The organism is Haloarcula sp. NS06 (genome assembly GCF_051122755.1).
Classification (GTDB): domain Archaea; phylum Halobacteriota; class Halobacteria; order Halobacteriales; family Haloarculaceae; genus Haloarcula.
This window is the reverse complement of sequence record NZ_CP184846.1, coordinates 320,948-337,058: the sequence shown is the minus strand read 5'-3', so window position 1 is coordinate 337,058 and position 16,111 is coordinate 320,948. Positions and strand designations below refer to the sequence as shown.

General features: G+C 57.8%; 7 protein-coding genes and 2 pseudogenes. 3 read left to right on the top strand and 6 right to left on the bottom strand.

The features are described from left to right. Nucleotides 1-44 precede the first annotated feature (44 nt). Complete coding sequence (locus tag ACODNH_RS23160) at nt 45-1,154, bottom strand: guanosine monophosphate reductase (protein WP_434531792.1); 1,110 nt, start codon at nt 1,152-1,154, stop codon at nt 45-47. 161 nt (nt 1,155-1,315) lie between these two features. Between ACODNH_RS23160 and ACODNH_RS23155 the strand changes: the two genes are divergently transcribed. Then, on the top strand, nt 1,316-2,578 hold the full coding sequence (locus tag ACODNH_RS23155) for an ABC transporter substrate-binding protein (protein WP_434531791.1): 1,263 nt from the start codon (nt 1,316-1,318) through the stop codon (nt 2,576-2,578). A gap of 844 nt (nt 2,579-3,422) precedes the next feature. On the opposite strand, the gene ACODNH_RS23150 is transcribed toward ACODNH_RS23155, so the two are convergent. Then, nucleotides 3,423-4,478, bottom strand: coding sequence for a two-component system sensor histidine kinase NtrB (locus ACODNH_RS23150; RefSeq protein ID WP_434531790.1), 1,056 nt, complete (start codon nt 4,476-4,478; stop codon nt 3,423-3,425). A gap of 49 nt (nt 4,479-4,527) precedes the next feature. Continuing rightward, on the bottom strand, nt 4,528-5,319 hold the full coding sequence (locus ACODNH_RS23145) for a response regulator (RefSeq protein WP_434531789.1): 792 nt from the start codon (nt 5,317-5,319) through the stop codon (nt 4,528-4,530). Nucleotides 5,320-5,610: 291 nt separating this feature from the next. Between ACODNH_RS23145 and ACODNH_RS23140 the strand changes: the two genes are divergently transcribed. Continuing rightward, on the top strand, nt 5,611-9,510 hold the full coding sequence (locus tag ACODNH_RS23140) for a PAS domain-containing protein (RefSeq protein WP_434531788.1): 3,900 nt from the start codon (nt 5,611-5,613) through the stop codon (nt 9,508-9,510). Between the two features lie 76 nt (nt 9,511-9,586). On the opposite strand, the gene gdhB is transcribed toward ACODNH_RS23140, so the two are convergent. From gdhB to ACODNH_RS23125, 3 genes and pseudogenes are all read right to left on the bottom strand, one after another. Further along, a complete protein-coding gene (gdhB, locus tag ACODNH_RS23135) occupies nt 9,587-10,882 on the bottom strand; it encodes a glutamate dehydrogenase GdhB (RefSeq protein WP_306710724.1) in 1,296 nt (431 codons plus the stop codon). 2 nt (nt 10,883-10,884) lie between these two features. Further along, a complete protein-coding gene (locus ACODNH_RS23130; RefSeq protein WP_306710726.1) occupies nt 10,885-11,028 on the bottom strand; it encodes a rubrerythrin-like domain-containing protein in 144 nt (47 codons plus the stop codon). A gap of 127 nt (nt 11,029-11,155) precedes the next feature. After that, nucleotides 11,156-14,024: pseudogene (locus tag ACODNH_RS23125) on the bottom strand (bacterio-opsin activator domain-containing protein). Nucleotides 14,025-14,741: 717 nt separating this feature from the next. Between ACODNH_RS23125 and ACODNH_RS23120 the strand changes: the two are divergent. Next, a pseudogene (locus ACODNH_RS23120) lies at nt 14,742-16,033 on the top strand (Glu/Leu/Phe/Val family dehydrogenase). Nucleotides 16,034-16,111: the final 78 nt, after the last annotated feature.

Genomic DNA, 16,111 nt, shown 5'->3' with positions numbered 1-16,111 from the left:
GATGGTGGTGAGTAGGCGCGCTTCTGGAACAGCCTGCAACCAATTCAGTCGTCGCTGTCGACTGTCGCTTCGGTGCCGGCGTCGCGGACCTGTGTCGCTTCGCTCTCCACGTTGACGCCTTCCCAGTCGTGGTCCGTGTGGAACCCTTCGCGTTCTTTCGCACTCTGTGCGACACGGATGAACTCTGCTTTGTCGCGGGCCGTATCGATGGTATGCCCGCCACAGTAGGAAAGTCCGGAGCGGATGCCAGCACAGAACTCCTCAGCCACGGCGGCGACTGAGCCTTTGTACGGGGTCAGTGCTTCGACCCCCTCGTCGGCGCTGACGTTGTTCTGCTTGTCATCCCGGTCCTCGGCCGCCGCAGTGGTTGCCATTCCGCGTGAGCGCTTGTAGCGTGTCCCATCGACTTCGACGACTGCACCCGGGGCCTCCTCTGTGCCGGCAAAGAGGCTCCCGAGCATCACGGTGTCTGCCCCGGCCATGAGGGCCTTCACTGCATCACCGGACGTGCGGATTCCTCCGTCCGCGCAGATGGTGACATCCAGATCTTCGGCGGCTGTCGCACAGTCATCGACAGCGGTCAGCTGGGGGACGCCGGCACCCGCGACCTTCCGGGTGGTACAGTGGGACCCGGGTCCAATACCGACTTTGACACAGTCGGCCCCGGCGGCGGCGAGGTCTTTGACACCCGCGGGCGTCGCGACGTTGCCGGCGATGATGTCAGTGTCAGGAAATTCGTCTGCGAGGGTTTCAACAGCGTCGAGTGCCCGGTCGAGGTGGCCGTGGGCCACATCAACGACGAGCGCATCGACACCGGCGGCAGTCACGGCCGCGCTCCGTGCGACGTAGTCCTCGTTGATACCGACTGCTGCGCCGATCTGTTCACCCGCTTCTTTCACCTGCTCGACCTGCTCGGCCTGTTCCTCGGGCGTCAGGAACCGGTGTAGCACCCCGAACCCGCCAGACCGTCCGAGCTCGATTGCCAGTTCTGCCTCCGTAACGGTGTCCATCGCAGCGGAGACGAGTGGCGTGTCCAGTTCGACGGTCGGAGTAAGCGGCGTCGAAAGGTCGATGTCGCTCCGACTGTCAACCGGTGATCGTTTCGGGACGAGAAGAACGTCGCCATAACTCAATCCAGTGCGTAACTCGTTCATACCCCGCTAATGGAACCCCTCCTAGCACAAAAGGATCTCGGATTAGAGATGTCCCGATCGTTCCGGCAACCACGACTCGTTTCGCATGGTTTGGCTGTCCAATTTTTTAGGCCTGGCTAAAAATCGAAGGGTATTTGTTATTTTAGGCTGGGCTAAAATTCATGGCGGAGACTAATCATGACAAAACGTGGTCGACGCGGAGAGAGTGTGTAAAGTACGGGACCGCGCTGCTGACCACTGGCTCGCTCGCAGGTTGTACTGGGCTTTCGAGTGGGGGCACCGAATCGGACGAGACCCAGACACAGACTGACCGATCCTATTCAGGGACGATGGCGCCGGTCGGCGACCTCAGACTTGAATCGAGTCCGGAGACTATTGTCGGCGGGTGGGGGTTTGAGGAGGACATCCTGACTGCACTGGGAGAGGCCGACAAGCTCGTCGCCGCCGAGGGCAACCAGTTCTGGTTCACCGGCTTCTACGACCAGCTTCCCGGCGTAGACGTCCCTAATCCCGAGTCACTGGAGTTGGTCCGGACAGACGACTGGTCGCTCAGAACGGAGGTTCTCTATGAACTCGACCCGGACCTATTCGCTACCGACCCGAACCGGTTCATTTCGTACTACGGTGCTAACGAGGGCGATATCTCCGAGATCAACGATTCGATTGGGCCCTTCTTTGGGAACGCCAGCCGCCGCAGACGCGGCGACGACTGGCCCACTTGGCCCGGTGATGAGTCCTACGCCTACTACGATATCCCCGAATTCGTCAGCAGATACGGAGCACTGCTCGGAAAATCCGAGACAGCCGCTGCTATCAACACCCTCTACGAGCAGGCGCTACAGGAGATGCGGTCGCGCGTTCCACCGGCGTCCGACCGGCCGAGCGTCGGATTGCTCAACGCGCAGATAAACCCCGACAACGAGGGGTTCTTCCGTGCCTACAATCCCAGAACTGAGATCGACAAGGCATACGGGAAAAAACAGTACCGAGATCTCGGCACTGTCGACGCGTTCGAGGGCGAGTACGATGGCCAGTCCGGGATCCAGGTCGACTACGAGGCACTACTGGAGGGCGATCCCGACGTGCTCGTGTTCCACTTCGGCGTCAATTACCACGACTGGAACGGCGAGGATGCGCTCCGAAAGACAGTTGAAGGGATGCGAGACAGTTCGCTGGGGCAGGAACTCACCGCCGTTCAGGAGGGCAACCTCTACGTCGGTGGGTCAGCCTATCAGGGCCCGATCATCAATCTCTTCCAGACAGAGATGCTTGGAAAACAGCTCTATCCAGACGAATTCGGTGAGTGGCCGGGCGAGATTACCGCTGGCGAGCTTCCGAAAGTTCCCGAGAGCGAACAGCTATTCGACCGCGAGGAACTCGCGGATATCGTCAGTGAAACGAACAGAGCTGCCGACTCACAGTAACAGCAGTTCCCCTCAAAAGCAGGGATAGCAAGTTTTGCACGCCTGCGCGAAAGCGGATGACGGGTGGCGATGGGCACCGTGGTGTGCCACCCACTGCAGTCAGAGGCACGGATGGGTTCTGGACCCAAGACATGGGGTGGGGCGAGTGGGCGCAAAGTAGGAAGCGGCCCAAAGCGGGGACCAGAACCCGTGTAGATGTAATGCACCGTTTGTGATATGCCTTATGCCAACTCCTAACATAGTTGTAATTTCACGCAATGACTCAGTGCAGTCATCCCCGGAACGCACGGCGTCACCGGTCACAGAAAGGGATGGGACGTTGCTGTGGGGGTGGGAGAGATGGGGTGCAACGTACCATCGGAAGTCGTCGGTTTCGACGACGGATTCCAGCCCGGAGCAATCGTGTGGGTGAATCCAGCGCGATTGGGCAGGGCGCAGAACCCACCTAGGCCCGATACGAGTGTATATAAAATGCTTGTGATATCCCCACGCCGTCTGTTGGTTTGATCGCAAACTATTCAATTCTCACCAGCGTGAGTCCCATCTGATAACGTGAGAAGTACATCCCATTCAACAGCAAAGGAATGGTGGGCAGCCGGGGGTGGTGTACACCGCACCATTCAAACTCCGCATCCACGACGAGGGGTTCTGGACCCTGATCCTTTGATGAACATGATCGGATTCAGTGGGGGGAGGTGGCGCGGGACCAGAACCCTATCAAATAATTCATAGTTGGTATGAAATAACAATTATGACGTTTTGGCCCATTTTATTGGCTCTGCGATCGCTGAGCGTCCGTAATCGCGGCAACGGCGTGGGGGATGACAGCACAGTAAATAGTGAGTTATTCCACGACTTCGAGACCGGTGATCTCAAACCGTGTCCCACCCATCGAGCTCTCAGTTGCGCGAATATCCCAGCCATGGGCGTCAGCGACTCGTTTGACGATGTTGAGGCCCAGCCCAGTTCCGGATTCGGAAGTCGAGTAGCCAGCCTCGAACACCTTTTCGCGGTCCTCAACGGGGATTCCAGGGCCGTCGTCTTCGATATAGAATGCGTTGGTGTCTTCAAAAATCCCTCCGACAACGACAGTGACATCTAGGCCTGCGTGATCAATCGTGTTCCTGAACAGATTTTCGAGCAGATGCCGAAATTGATCGGTATCAGCTTTGACCAGTGGCTGGGTCTCGGCCTCGTAATCGCAGTATAGTTCGGCCTCGTCTGCAGGGTCAGATACGAGGTTCCACGCAGCCTCAGCGGTTGCGTCGATCGAAACAGGTTCCAGCGACCCGATCTCTTGTTGCTCCCGTGCTAGCCAGAGAAGGTCCTCAACAATGCGTTCCATCCGTGCGGTCGCTGTCTCGATCACAGCAAGGTGATCGCTCGAATGTTCGGCCTGGACGAGCTCCAGCCGACCTTGTATGACAGTTAGCGGGTTCCGCAGGTCGTGGCTGACAGTTGCAGCAAACTGCTCTAGCTGTTCTTTTTGATCCTGCAGTTCACGTTCACGTCTTGTACGTTCGGAGATGTTTCGACCAGTGCCGACAAGCCCTATCAAGTCACCGTTCTGATCAGTTAACCGGTCAGCAGTGAACTCATGGGGAACACGCTTCCCTTCTGTGGTACGGAACTCCGCTTCGATGGTCGAATGCCCAGTTGAAAGTGCTTCCTCTATTGCCCCGGCGACTGCGTCCTGTTCGTCGTCCGGAAAAAGACTGACTGCGTCAAGATTCGCGAGTTGCTCATCAGTGTACCCGGCCAGCGTTGCGAATTGTTCATTACAGCGCTGGACGTTGCCCGCAGAATCGATGACGTAGAATATGTCCGCGAGTGAATCGAGTGCCTGGTTGATAAAGCTCCGCTCTGTGCGCAGTTCGTCTCGGATCTTCAGCGAGTGCATGGCGTGCGAGATACTGTTCCCGAGTTCGCCGAGTAATGCCTGTTCGTCCTCAGCAAAGGCAAACGGACGGGACGAATAAACGCACAGGAGACCGTACAGGGTGCCAGTCGTATTCTAGCGGAACCGCAGCAGTGCTTCGATAGCCACGGTCGAGTGCTTCCTCTCGCCAGACCTCGAACGCCGGGTCGTCTTGAATATTCTGTGACGTCGCAATACGTCGTTCCCGGACGGCAGTGCCTGCAGGACCTCGTCCAGTCGGGGAGTTGTCCGCAGTGACAACAATAGTGTCGAGATACGTGTCCTCGGCGCCGGCCCAGGCCTGTGGCTCGATTTGGTCTGTCTCAGAATTACGCTCACCGATCCATGCGAAACGGTAGGGCTCAGAATTGCTAATGATCTCACAGACACGTGTTTTGATTTCCGATAGCGAGGTCGCCCGGATGAGAGCCTGGTCAATGTTGCTGACCAGCGCTCGCACTCGTTCAAGTTCGGTAGCGCGCTGATTGGTGCGGTACTGTTCGACGGCGTTTTCGATACGATTCGCGAGGAGTTCGTATCGTTCCGTTCCGTGCCCTTTCCGGAGATAGTCGGTTGCACCGGCCGCAATAGCGTCGCTGGCGACCGTTTCGCTTCCCTCACCGGTGAATAGAATAAACGGTAGATCAGGGTATTCCGCACGGACAGCTTTGAGGAGTTCGATGCCGTCCTTCTCAGGCATCCGGTAGTCGCTGATAATACAGTCAACAGAACATGTAGCAAGTCTGTCGAGCCCTTTAGCAGCACTCGCCGCGGTTATGACGTTGAGTTGATCGGATTGCTGTGCAAGTAGTTCCGATGCCACATCTAAAAAATCCGGTTCATCATCAATATGAAGCACAACGATATTCGACAGCTCTGACACAATATCGATTGTACCTAACTTCGAACCATAAAGTTGCTGACCCAAGTATCAGAATATATACTCCGATAGGGCCGTCATTTATTTGTTGAATTTCGGCACTATCCGAATGAGTGCGTACAGGCCGCTTGAGACGTAGTTAGGTTGGCTGGCACAGATATTATTGCCTATTATAATATCACATATAAGAACTGGCGCAGTGGATTCATAAAAGCTCGATACATAGTTGTGGCAATGGCCTATGCAGGTGGCGGGACTCCCGATTCCATTCAGGTTTTGTATGTAAACGATGATGGTGACTTTGCTGAATTAGCGCAGACGAAGCTCCTGAGTATCTCATCTAGCTTTGACGTCACAACAGTCGGGAGTATCGAGGCTGCTCTCGACTCGCTTGCAACTTCGGCTATCGATTGCGTGGTCACATCGTACTCATTGCCGGGCGGGACGGGAATCGACCTCCTAGATCGGTTACGAACGGAGCAGTACGAACTACCGACGATCTTGTTTACCGGCCGAGGGAGCGAGCAAATTGCAAGCGAAGCGACACAGGCGGGGGTCTCCGATTACGTTCCGGTCCACGCGGGCCAGAACAGTTTCGAGTTGCTCGCGAGCCGCATCCAGACGCTCACCGAGGCCGCCCACAAACAAGCGGCCGCCGAGCGACTGTCCGACCGCTTCCAACGAACGCTGGAGCGGGCAACTGACGGGATTTATGCCGTCGATAGCGAGTGGCGGATCGAATATATAAACGAGAAGATGGCAAAGCGCGTCGACCGCGAACCGGAAACTATCGTCGGGACGATTATCTGGGAAGAGTTCCCCTCGATAGTTGGAACGGAACTCGAAGAGAAATACCGAACCGCGATGGAGACCGGCGACCCGGTGTCGTTCGAACAGTACCTTGGCGAACCGTTGGATTACTGGGTCGAAATACGAGTCTTTCCCGACGATGACGGTCTGACCGTCTTTTCACGGGAAACCACGGCAGAGCGGGAGCGAGAACTGGAGTTAGAGCGCAGTGAAGCGATCCTCGAAAACATCCACGACGTTGTATTTGTTCTCGATGATGAAGGGACAATCGAGTTCGCGAACACCGCTTCGAGACGACTCGTGACCGGGAAAGAATCGACCAAGATAACGGGACAGCAGTTGGAAGCAGTCGTGGGAGACCGGATGTCCAAGTCCGATGCCGAGCGGTTCACAGCGGCGGTCGAATCGACAGTCACTGATATCGAGAGCGACGGTGGCGTTACAGGGTTGTACGACGCAGACCTGCAAATCGATGTGACGACCGGCGGTGGCGAGCGGACGTTAGACGTCCGCGTCACACCGTTCCGGGGCGACGATGATCGGCAGGTGCTCGTCGTTGCCCGTGACATCACCGAACAGAGCATGGCAAAGCGACAGTTAGAGCAGGAGCGGGATGCACTTCGGGAACTCCAGACTGTCATGGCAAAGGGTGATATCGCTGCTGAGGCGCGCCTCGAAGAATTGCTCGAACTTGGCTGCCAGACGCTCGGGCTCGACATCGGAATCGTCTCACACGTTCAGGGCAATGATTACACGGTCAGGGCAGTACACGCCCCGGATACGGAAATCGAATCCGGGGACCTGTTCGACCTCGAATCGACGTACTGCGCGGAGGTGGTCGGGACAGATGCAGTCTGCTCGTTCGCAGATGCTGTCGCTGATGGCAAAGAAACCCACCCTGCGTATCGTGAGTTGGAGCTGGAATCGTATATCGGGGTGCCACTCATCGTCGATGGAGTCAGGTACGGGACGGTCAATTTTTCGAGTCCGACAACGCGAGTCGCGCCCTTCGGAGCGCTTGAGCAAACGTTCGTGGAGCTACTCTCGGAGCTCGTGAGCGCCGAAATATCGCGGATGCAGGACCAGACTGACCTCAAGCGCCAGGAATTCCTGTTCGAGCGGGTACAGAATATCGCAGATATCGGTGTGTGGGAGTATTTCCCGTCGATAGACAGCCTCGACTGGTCTGACGGCGTTCGTCGGATTCACGGCGTTGACGACGAGTATGACCCGTCACTCGATGACGCGCTTGGTTTTTATCACCCTGACGACCGAGAAAAGATTTCGCAGGCAGTCGAGCAGACGATTGCGGACCGAGAACCGTACGACATCGATCTCCGGATTGTGCGCACTGATGGCGACGTGCGCGACGTTCGGGCGTGGGGAGAACGCGTCGACGACCCACAGGACGATGAGCCCGTGCTTCGAGGCGTTTTTCAGGATATCACGGAGCGAAAAGCCCAGGAACGAGCGCATCAGGAACTTGCTGAGGAGTACGAGGCACTGCTCAATAGTTCAGGTGACGCCATATTCATGCTCGATGTCGATACGACTGGTAACGATCCAGTGTTCGAGTTTGCGCGACTCAGCCCCGGCTACGAGTCACAGACAGGTCTCACGACTGACGAGGTTCGAGGGGAAACGCCACGGGAGATCTTCGGTGACGAGCGTGGTGCCGAACTCGCGGCGAACTACACTCGTTGTTTCGAGGAGCGTGCGCCGATCTCGTATCGGGAAGAGCTGGACATCGCTGACGACGCGCGGTTCTGGGACACGAGCCTCGCACCAGTTATGCTCGGCGATGAGATCGTCCGGATCGTCGGTATCGCCCGCAACGTAACCGAACAGGTCGACCGACAACGCAAACTCGAAACGACGAACCAGCGACTTGAATCACTCATCGAAGCGACACCGCTCACTGTCATGGAAATCGACACAGACGGGACGGTCATCCGCTGGAACGATGGGGCCGAGAATATGTTCGGCTGGTCACGGGCGGAGGTGCTTGGCGAGGGCAATCCGATGGTCCCGGATGAGCAGCAGGCTGAATTTGAGTCCCACCGACAGCGCGTTTTGAGCGGCGATCAAATCAGGGGGAAGGAAGTACAACGGAAGACGAAGGCGGGTGAGGAACTAGAGTTGCTCCTGTCGGCTGCACCAATCACCGCTCCCGACGGAGAGATAACGAGCGTACTGGCTGTTCTAGAGGATATCACTGAACAGAAGCAGTTAGAGTCGAAGCTCCGCTCACTGCAGGAAACAGCACAGCGGCTCAGTGGCGCACAGTCGAGTGCCGAAATCGGCGACATCGCTATTGAGGCTGCTGTCGAAATTCTTGGGTTCGAACTCACCAGTATCTGGGAGTACACCGACCAGACAGACGAGCTTGTTCCACTGACGACGAGTGCGGCCACAAGGGAACTGCTCGGTGAACTACCACGGTTGCAGTCCGATGAGTCGCTTGCCTGGGAGGCGTTTAAAACATCAGAAGTGCGTCGATACGACGACATCAAATCCGTGACATCGCTCGGCGAAGCCGACACGAATCTCAGAAGCGGTCTGTTCGTGCCACTGGGGGAGTTCGGGCTTATGGGTGTCGGAACGCCACAGGAACAGACCTTCTCTGAAGCAGACGTGGATCTGTTCCAGATACTGGGCGCAACCGTCAAGGCGGCATTCACCCGTGCAAGCCGGGAAACCGAACTCCAGCGACAGAATGAGCGGCTCAATGAGTTTGCCAGTGTTGTCGCCCACGACCTCCGGAACCCGCTGTCCATCGCTATCGGCTTTCTCGACATCGTCGAAGAGACAGGTGACCTCAGTCACGTGGACCGAATCGAATCGGCACATGGCCGTATGGAGCGGTTGATCGACGACCTCCTGACGCTGGCGCGCGGTGAGACCACAGTTACGGATACGAAACAGATCGATCTTGCGGCCGTGACGACGGAAGCCTGGGGATACGTCGACACCGTTGAAGCAACGCTGACGGTTGCTGACACGGTCCCGACAGTGGCTGGTGACGCCAGCCGGTTGACACAACTGTTCGAGAACCTCTTCAGAAACGCTATCGAGCATGGCGGGGACGCCGTCACGGTAACCGTCGGGCAGTTAGAGGGCGGTGACGGGTTCTACGTCGTGGATGACGGCGATGGGATTCCATCAGCAAAGCGTGGGGAAGTACTGGAACACGGCGTTACGTCTACCAAGGGAGGCACTGGCTTCGGGCTCTCCATCGTGGAGGACATCGCCAAAGCACACGGCTGGACTGTCCGTGTGACGGAAGGCGCTGCTGGCGGGGCACGGTTCGAGTTTTGCTACTGAGGGCAGCGTTAGCAGCGGTTTCTTGGTACCGACAGCGACAGTTGTGGATCCCGTTATGAAATCTGCAACGCCGGTGCTACGGCCAGAGCCCCCGTGCTTCGTGAGCCTCCGCGATACGGGACAGGGCGACGACATACGCCGCATCGCGCCACGTGATGTCGCGGTTTTCGAACTCCGTTCGGACTGCGTCCCAGGCCGCTCGCATCTCTTCGTCGAGTTCGTCGTTCACTCGCTCGAGTGACCACGACCGACGGTTGATGTCCTGTAGCCACTCGAAGTAGCTCACCGTGACGCCGCCGGCGTTCGCCAGAATGTCCGGAATCACAACGACATCCCGGTCAGCGAGGATGGAGTCAGCAGTGGACGTCGTCGGGCCGTTTGCCCCTTCGACGACATAATCCGCAGCGATGTCGTCCGCGTTCGCTTCGGTAATGACGTTTCCGAGCGCTGCCGGAATGAGGACATCGACATCCAGCGTCAGCAGTTCATCGTTCGAAATCACGGTGTCGGCGTACTCGGTGACCGCTTCCGGTTCCTCGTCGTGTGACGGGACTGTCGCCGTATTGATTCCGTCGGGGTCGTACATTGCCCCGTTCACGTCGCTGATCGCGACAACAGTCGCGCCCTGTTCGTCAAGCAACCGTGCTGCGTTCGCACCGACACTGCCGTAGCCCTGTACTGCGACCGTGGTCTCCGACAGTGGCTGGTCGTAGTACTCACAGACCAACTGTGTGATAATCGCGACACTCCGGCCGGGCGCGTCTTCACGCCCCTCGCTCCCACCGACAATCGGCGGCTTCCCGGTGACAACACCCGGAATCGTCTCGCCCTCTTGCATGGAGTAGGCGTCCATCAGCCAGGCCATCGTCTGTGGGTCCGTTCCCATGTCCGGGGCTGGTATGTCCCGGTTTGGCCCGATGACCTCGCGGAGTTCCTGCGCGAACCGGCGGGTGAGCCGTTCTTTTTCGTCTCGGCTCAGCGTTTTCGGATTGACCGCGATACCCCCTTTTGCGCCGCCGAAGGGGAGGTCCATCACCGCGCATTTCCAGGTCATCCAGATTCCAAGCCCGACACATTCGTCCCTGGTCACGTCAGGGTGATAGCGAAGCCCGCCTTTGTACGGTCCCCTGACGCTATCGTGCTGGGCCCGATACCCGGTGAACACTTCCACTGTGCCATCGTCCCGCTCAATCGGGACGGTAACCTCATGGACGTTTTGCGGATGATTGAGTCGTGCGACAATGTTCGGGTCGATATCGAGGTGGTCCGCAGCCCTGTGGAGTTGCAAACGGGCTGTTTCGAGCGCGGATTCCGGTTCGGACGACGTCGACGAGTCTCCCGATGGAGAAGTGGAGCTCAGTTCCGGTCCCATCGTTATTCCAGCGGAGTGAGTCGGTTGCGCATTTCACCGCCGCAGTCCTGACAGTTCTCCGGTTGGCTCACTGCAGTGATGACTTTGCCACATGCAAAGCACTCGTACGGTGTCTTCTCGTCGTGGTCTTGCTCTACATCTCTCATGTGTATTCACGAGTGACGGTTTCCGACCGCCAGTACTCGATTAAGGAATAGAAGGACATCAAAGGAATATTCAGAGGTTAAACAAAGAGGCAGGGGTGGATTTGGTTGTTTATTATTGAACCCCATCTTACGCCTCCCGACTCGAAACGCTCCGGTCTTCGAACAATGCTGTGAACAGTTTCCGCTGGACTGTCCGCACGTGCTGATAGAACGCTGGTGGCGAAATCTCGAGCATCGTTGCGATGTCTTCGCCGGACTTTGTGCGCGGTGACTCGAAGTAGCCGCTGTAGTAGGCGGTCTGAATCACTTCGAGCTGTCGCTCCGTGAGGTCCCTGAGGAACTCCGAACTGCGATCCTGCTCGATACCCCGCTCAAGCGTTTCTTTGCGCTTGAGTTCGACGCCGGAAAACGTACTGTCGACCAACTGTGCGATGTTTCGAACGTCGACGCTCTGTGGTACATCGACGATGAGTGTCGTTCCCTCCGGGTCTGCGGTCGCTTCCCGGAAGATAGCGCCGTGGTCAGCAAGTTCCAGCGCGAGGAACGGCTGTGACAGCTCCAGCCGCAGGACACCGCTGTCAGTGTCGTCATCACTTATCTGTGTCACGTCGTCGATCGTCGTCATGTCAGCCGCAGCCGCCGCGACCGTTTGCACGTCAGCGTCTTCGACCGCCACAAACACGCTGTTACCGGCCGGCGCGTGCTGAATGCCACCTTCGTAGGAAATGGTACACCCAGTCGACCGAGCGAGTCGCGACAAGAGGAACCGCTCGTCATCGATGACGAACTCAACGCGGGTTACCGACGACGTGAGCAACGCATGTTTCCGTTCGATAGCGCTGAGTGCCGAGGCGATCGTCTCGCCAAGTTCACGCAACACGGTGCGCGTTGTCTCATCGAACGCGTCTTTCGTGTCGGCATAGATGGTGAGGATTCCATGCCTGAGGTCGTTGTACACCAGTGGGATACTCAGCACAGAGAGGAAGTCACGCGTGAGCGCGTCCGACCGCCATGGCGCGTTCCGGAGATCAGCGGCGACATTTGGGATCATCGTCACGTCGCCGGTCGCAGCCGTCTGGCCCGCGGGCTCAGTCTCGGAGGCCGCAACGGCGATTGATTGACTGTCGAGATACCCCTGGTCAGTGCCGGCCCAGGCTCGCGGTTCGACGGTAGTACCGCCCGGGTCGACGCTCCCGATCCATGCGAACTTGAATCGGTCCGTGTCAGTCAGCCGTTCGCAGACGGTATGAGTGATCTCCTCCTGTGTTTCCGCACTGACGATCGTCTGGTCTATCTCCCGAATCGTGTTGTTGATCTGATTCAGAGCAGTCAGTTGCTCGTTTTGCCGCTGGAGTTCACGGTCCTGTTCCCGAAGCTGGGATTCCCGGACGACTCGGTCGAGAGCAGCCTCGGCAGTTGCTGCGAGCAGGTCGGTGAGTTCCTGTGTCAGGTCGTCGAACACTCCGACAGCCGTCGACCCGGTGACGAACACGCCGTGGGTGCCGAGCGGAATGAACATAACACTCCGGAGGTCAGTTGCCCGGTTTTCCAATCGATCCGACGTGTGAACATCGTCGAACACGAGTGTCTCGTCGTTGACGAAACTGTAGCTCGGAAGCGTGTCATCGTTCGTGCGGACAGCCGGAAGCGGTCCGTGGTGTTCGGTCATCGCCCGTGACTGTGCAACAGGGAGGAGTTCGTTCGTCTCGGCGTCGTGCAGATAGATTGCGCTCGCGGAGACGTCGAACACACTGAGCACGTCATCGACGATGTGTTGGGCGATTTCCTGATTGGTCTCCGTGTAGAGGAACTTCCGTGCGGTCTCCTGCAGCGTCGTCAGCGCTTCCTCGCGCTGTTTCCGTTTCGTGATATCCCGGCAGCTATACAGCAGTGTGCCGTCCTGAATTGAGACTTCGCGGACGTTGACCAGCAACGTGTGCTCGTGACCAGCTTTGTCGGTGACTGTACACTCGATGTTCTTCAGAACGCCCTTCTCAGCGAGTTCCGCCCGGTCGAACAGGTCCTCGCCAAGGAGCGTGTCGATCGTTTCCTGCTCGCAAATCTCGTCGTCAGTGTAGCCAAAAATGAAGTGGACGTTCGGGCAGACGTAGGTGTATTCCCCGCCCTCGTTCGTCATGAGGACGGTGTCGGTCATATTGCTGAGCGTGACCCGGTGAAGTTCCTCAGATTGACGGAGGTCACGATCGAGGGTGACCTGCTCCGTGATGTCGATCCCTTCGATCACGATCGAGGTGACATCGCCGAAGTCGTTCTCGACCGGACGAACTGACAGCTCGATAACGCGGTCCGTGGCCGTGGACGGCTGATGAACGACGACGTTGCCGAATTGCCCGTCGCGTGCAGCCTCGACAAGTTGCCGGATGTCGCGTTCTGTCGCATCGGACTGTGACCACCACGGCAGCGTCCAGAACAGGTCACCGATGGCCGTGTCCACGTCCTCGTCAATCATTGCTCGTCCTGTCTGATTCACACGGACGAGCGAGCCATCCGGGTCGAGGACCCACGTGGCCGTCTGTGTGTCGTGAAAGACGGCGTCGAACTGCCGTGCCCGTTCGCGCTGTGTGATCGTTCGCCGGGCGGACTGGAGCGTCTTCTCGGTTCGCTCAATTACCTCGTCTATCCGCAGGCCGTCTGTCCCTGCGAGGGGTACGTAGTCGGAAACGCCGGCCTCGATTGCCTCACTCGCCAGGGCTTCGCTTCCGTCCGTAGTCCCGAGGATGACAGGGAGATCCGGGGCCAAGTTCTCGGAGCTGTCGGGTCAGTTCAATGCCACTCCCGTCATCGAGTGTCTTTCTCGTGACAATACAGTCGACCGAGCGCTTCCGAACCGTCTCGAGGGCGTCCGATATCGTCTCAGCAGCGAGGATAGTAGCCTCTGTGCTCGCTCTAAGCGCTTCTGAGAGCGGCTCGGTCCAGCCTGTAGAACCAACAACGAGAACCTGAGCCGTGTCGAATGGGCTCCCGGCGTCTCTCATCTGCTGCTCCCGGGCACGAAGTGATCACTGAGAACACTGGCGCGATACGTGGACACTCGTTCGAGTTGTCGCCATCTACCGTGAACGGAGTGGTTCAGTTGCCGTGTTTTCGATGGAGGGTTCAATAATAAACACCTGCGTTCAAAATACTTCGTTGCTAAACAGTTTAGTATTTCCTCATTCCTGCGGTTATTTCGGCAGAGTGCCATCGGTCGACGGCCGGTACTCGCGAAGACACATGACGGACATCACACAGACGCCGACACGGTCGGTCCCTGCCCGTCGTTCAGATAGTCGCGAGCCAATAGCTCCTGCCGATTCTGCACAGCTATGATGGACGTACAACGTCGCTTGACGGAGAAGAGAGCTATCAGGCACGTCGAAGCGCCGGCGTCGATGCCAGTGTTCCGAGCTGTGACGCGGGTCTGGCATTTTCCCAGCGGAGATGCCTTGCTCGAACGTGACGGGTATCGTGACTGTCTGATCCCGGACGTCGACCGGATCGACGTGCCAGTCAATGGAACGGAACAGGTTGCGGACGCTGTGGCACTCGATACGGATACCACTGTTCGGGTGACGGACAATACAGGAAGCGTAGTTATGTCAGAATTCGACAAAAATGTGAAGATAGGATTAACGATTCGGACCCATTCGCGGTTGTAAGCCCCTCATCTAGCCTCTTCTATATCGAATGATATAGTAATTTTTCTGGTAGAAATGGGTAGCTTTTGGTATCTCGATGAATCCCGTCGATATATGTCTGATGTAAATCCGTACCAAAGCCTGCGGACGCAAATCGACGCAGCAGCACAATACTTAGACATCTCAGAGGGACAACTGGAACGGCTGAAAACCCCTGAGCGGATACTGGAAACGAATCTGTCTGTTGAGATGGACGATGGGTCGGTGGAGGTATTCCGTGCGTATCGGTCACAGTTCAACGGCGACCGTGGCCCGTACAAGGGCGGAATCCGCTATCATCCACAGGTAGACCGCGACGAGGTCAAGGCGCTCTCCGGGTGGATGGTCTACAAGACGGCGGCGAGCGATATCCCGCTCGGCGGTGGCAAAGGCGGAATCGTCATCGACCCGAGGAACTATTCCGAGAGCGAACTGGAGCGGGTCACACGCTCATTTGCGAAGGAACTGACGCCACTGATTGGGGCCGACCGTGACGTGCCCGCACCTGACGTCAACACGGGCCAGCGCGAGATGAACTGGATCAAAGACACCTACGAGACACTCGAAAACACGACAGAGCCCGGCGTGATAACCGGGAAGGACCTCGCAAGCGGTGGCAGTGAAGGCCGCGTCGAAGCGACCGGGCGTTCGACGGTCGTCGCAGCACGTGAAGCCTTCGAGTATCTTGACAAGGACATCGAAGGCGCGACGGTCGCGGTTCAGGGCTACGGGAACGCCGGCTGGATCGCAGCGAAACTCATTCACGAAATGGGGGCCAACGTCGTCGCCGTGTCCGATTCGAGCGGCGCGATATACAGCGACGCGTCGTTCGACCCGTCGCAGTCAAGGACTACAAACGCGAAACCGGGAGCGTCGTCGGATATACCGACGCGGCGGAGGAACTCACGAATGATGAACTGCTCACGCTCGACGTCGACCTGTTGATCCCGGCCGCACTCGAAAACGCCATCGATGAGTCGCTGGCACATGACATCTCTGCCGATGTCATCTCTGAGGCTGCGAACGGACCGATTACTCCCGCAGCAGACGACGTTCTCAGCGACCGCGAGACGCTGGTCATTCCGGATATCCTCGCGAACGCGGGCGGCGTCATCGTGTCGTACTTCGAGTGGGTCCAGAACAGGCAGCGCTTCTACTGGTCCGGAGAGCGTGTGAACGAGGAACTGGATTCGATTATCGTCGAGCAGTTCGGGAACCTCGTCGACGCCTACGAGGAGCGAAACCTCTCCTCGCTCCGAACCGCCGCATACGTCGTTGCACTCCAGCGGGTGATGAACGCCGGCGAGCAGAGCGGCACTTGGCCGTAACGGGTTCTGAACCACATCGGCCGCCGTTCTCGCTGCCATGTTGAGAGCCCTCTGTCACCAAACGACACGATATTAAGA

What these genes read in the sequence shown, in the direction of transcription:
- ACODNH_RS23140 (WP_434531788.1), top strand. Translation starts at nt 5,611, where the DNA reads ATGGCCTATGCAGGTGGCGGGACTCCCGATTCCATTCAGGTTTTGTAT.
- ACODNH_RS23155 (WP_434531791.1), top strand. Translation starts at nt 1,316, where the DNA reads ATGGCGGAGACTAATCATGACAAAACGTGGTCGACGCGGAGAGAGTGT.
- ACODNH_RS23150 (WP_434531790.1), bottom strand. Translation starts at nt 4,478, where the DNA reads ATGCACTCGCTGAAGATCCGAGACGAACTGCGCACAGAGCGGAGCTTT.
- ACODNH_RS23130 (WP_306710726.1), bottom strand. Translation starts at nt 11,028, where the DNA reads ATGAGAGATGTAGAGCAAGACCACGACGAGAAGACACCGTACGAGTGC.
- gdhB (WP_306710724.1), bottom strand. Translation starts at nt 10,882, where the DNA reads ATGGGACCGGAACTGAGCTCCACTTCTCCATCGGGAGACTCGTCGACG.
- ACODNH_RS23160 (WP_434531792.1), bottom strand. Translation starts at nt 1,154, where the DNA reads ATGAACGAGTTACGCACTGGATTGAGTTATGGCGACGTTCTTCTCGTC.